This is a genomic window from Flavobacterium sp. (assembly GCF_029242675.1).
Classification (GTDB): Bacteria; Bacteroidota; Bacteroidia; order Flavobacteriales; family Flavobacteriaceae; genus Flavobacterium.
Genome location: NZ_JAQWTM010000139.1, coordinates 1 through 3,356, shown reverse-complemented (window position 1 = coordinate 3,356; position 3,356 = coordinate 1). Strand labels below are relative to the sequence as shown.

1 protein-coding gene is annotated in these 3,356 nt (G+C 35.6%); it reads left to right on the top strand.

Translation table 11 applies throughout. The features are described from left to right. Positions 1 to 3,356 (top strand): LamG-like jellyroll fold domain-containing protein (locus tag P8M54_RS05615; protein WP_366525125.1); only part of this gene is annotated, 3,356 nt, incomplete at both ends.

The window sequence follows — 3,356 nt, the reverse complement described above, 5'->3', positions numbered from 1 at the left end:
AAATTTGACGTGATTATGCAAAATAGCGTTACTACAAACAAAAACTTTTTTAGAGTTTTAGTAAATGGAGTTGCTGTTGCAAGCACCGAAGGTACATCTGTTTATACAGGAACAACAACTTCAACGGCTAGAACATTAACGTATAATTTGGCAGCTTTTGCTGGAACAAAGTTTAATTTAACGTTCGAAGGAGTAATGGATAATGATGCCACTACTACACCAACCTACAACACGATTTTTGTTGATAACGTTGAAATATATGAAGCAAAATCTAATGATTTAGCCCTTACTGCTTTTACACCAAACGTAGGCTTAACAGCTACAGAAACAGTAACGGCTAAAGTTTATAATTTCTCTCCAGTAGCAGTAAGCAACATTCCTGTTTCTTATCGCATTAACAATGGAGCAGAAGTAGTAGAAATGATCGCTGGACCTATCGCTCCATTAACAGAAGTTACTTATAGTTTTGCCACAAAAGCAAATTATTCTGTTGGCGGACTTTATACGGTTGTTGGTAAAATAGCGCCTGCTGATGATTCAGATGCTACTAATAATTCGCTTACTAGAACGGTAGCTAATAATGGTTCAGACATTTTAATGGGAAGTACATCTCTTAGTACGACTTGTTCAGCTACATTTACAGATAGCGGAAGTAGATATGCTAATTATGCCAATAACCTAAATCAAACGATTACTTTTAGACCAGCTGTGACTGGAAATAGTATCAAAGTTGATTTTACTGAATTTGCTGTAGAAGCAGGATATGATTTCTTGTACATCTATAATGGAACTTCAGCGGCAGCTCCTTTATTAGGTGTTTTTGATGGTAATACCTTACCACCATCTTTTACGTCTACAGCAACAGGAGGAGAACTAACCTTTAGATTTACTTCTGATACAGAAGTGGTAGATAAAGGATGGGTTGCCACTATTTCTTGTGTGGCTAAACCTTTAATTACGGATACTGAGATTACCTCAATTGTAGCGCCAGACTTTTTAGGTAAAAAATCAGCAACGACTGCAATCACAATTCGTGTTAACAATGTTGGACCAACAACGCGTACTAATGTGCCTGTTTATTTTCAAGTAAATGGTGGAACGAAAGTTACTGGAGTTGTTCCTACGATGACTTCAGGTGTGTCTGTATTGTACACGTTCCCAACTACTACTGATATGACTGCAGTAAATGGAGTGTTTACCATTAAAGCAGGAATTGACGAAGCTGATGATAATTTGGCTAACAATAACTTAGAAAAAGTAGTTTATAACAAATTTGAACTTCCTAAGAATACTAATACTAATGGTTTTGCAATAACCTCATTGAAATGGGATAATATGGTTAACAATTCAGGTACTACAGCGTATTCTGATTTTAAAAACATTAAAATTCCAGTTTATGCAGGTTACACTTACCAGCCTCAAGTTACTATTTCTAAACCAGAACGACCAATCACAAGAGATTTAACAACTATTCCTGGTGTTTTCACGATGATGGTTATAGATTTAAATGGTGATGGTAATTTGTCTGATGAATTTTATGCAGGTAATTTTTGGGTAAATACATTAAACACAGCAACTGCGCCAGCTGTTGCTTCAACAACTAGTACACATAACTTTAGAAATAATTTCAATTTGACGGGTGGTTTAACCATTCCTGCATTAACAACTCCTGGAGAAAAGCTAATGCGTGTTATTCATATGTTCCGTTCACCTAGTGAGTATTTTAATGTAGTTACAGGGCCTACTTTTGATAATTTGACTACTTCAAGAGAAGATTTTGAAATCGAGGAGTATACCATTAACGTACTTCCTTTTACAGCTGCTGATGCAAGTATTGAAAGTATTTCTGCACCAACTAAATTGGGTAAAAAACCAGTTACAGTGAGCGCAGTTATTCGTAACTTCTCTAATGTGGCTATTTCTAATTTTCCAGTTGCTTATAAAGTAAATGGTGGAGCTGAAGTGTCACAAACTTTTACTGGATCGATTGCTGCAGGAGCTTCTGCACCAGTGACATTTGTAACGCAAGCTAATTTAGGATTGGCTAACAATTATACTATCGAGGTATACACAAAATTGGCAGGCGATTTAGATGCTACTAATGATTCTAAGTCAATTTCTTATACGCATGTAACTAATGCAACTACTAATGCAGTTGGAACTTTTGATGGATTAGATGATTATGTTAGAGTAGATGCTAATACAAACTTAAATTTAACAAATAACTATACATTTGAAGCTTGGGTAAACAGAAAAAATCCAACAATTTTTGGTAGAATTTTTGATAAATCAATTGTCAATTTGTTCGTACATACTAACAATAATCCAACTTATAAGGAAAACAGTATTGTTTTATCGATTACTACGGCAACTGGATCTTATGTTCTTAACACAGGTTTAAATTCAGTACAACTAAACAAATGGCATCATATCGCTTATACGGTAACTGCTGGTAATGTCTATACCATTTATATTGATGGTGTTGTTGCACCTTTTACTTTTACAGGAACTGCTGGTGCGGCTAATGCTAATGCTACTACTCCTGCTTACATTGGAGGTAATCCTACCGCAACACGTGGATTGGATGGTAGTATTGATGAGGTTCGTATATGGAATGTTGCTAAAACACAGGCTGAACTTGTTTCTAATGCTACTACCAAATACACTGGAACCGAACCAAATTTAATAGGGTACTATGCTTTTAATGAAGGCAATAAACAGTTTGCTTTTGACACGACAAACAATGACAATACTGGAGTTGTTGTAAATGCAGATACAGAAGGTATGGGTACAGGTAAGTTTTGGAATACTGCAGTGCTTTTGCAAAGTCTGGAGTTGAAAGACCAACTTTCATCTACCTATGATGCAGCTACTAAAACGTATACTATCCTTCTAAAAGACGGTATCGATATTAGAACTGCCATTCCTGTTTTTACAGTAGGAATGAATTCTATTGCTAAAATTGGTACGGTAACTCAAGTTAGTGGTGTTACGCAAAATAACTTTACAAATGCTGTAACATTTAGTGTAGAAGGAGTTGGATTCAACCAAGGTATTGTAGAAAACTATACGGTAAAGGTAGTATCAGGACTAAGTGATAAATCTAGTTTAGTAGCGTACGACTTTAAAGTAGCATCTAACCCTGGATTAGTGCAAGAAATCAATACGGCAATCGTTGGTGAGAATGCAAATGCAACTGCAGCTTTTGGTGTTAATGTTTCTAAGTTAAAGGCTACTTTTAGTATCTCTCCTGGAGCAGAACTTTTTATTGATGGTGTTAAACAAACATCAGGAGTAAGTGAAATTGACTATACTAATAGTGTTTTAGTAACGGTAGTTTCTGAAAACAAATTGTC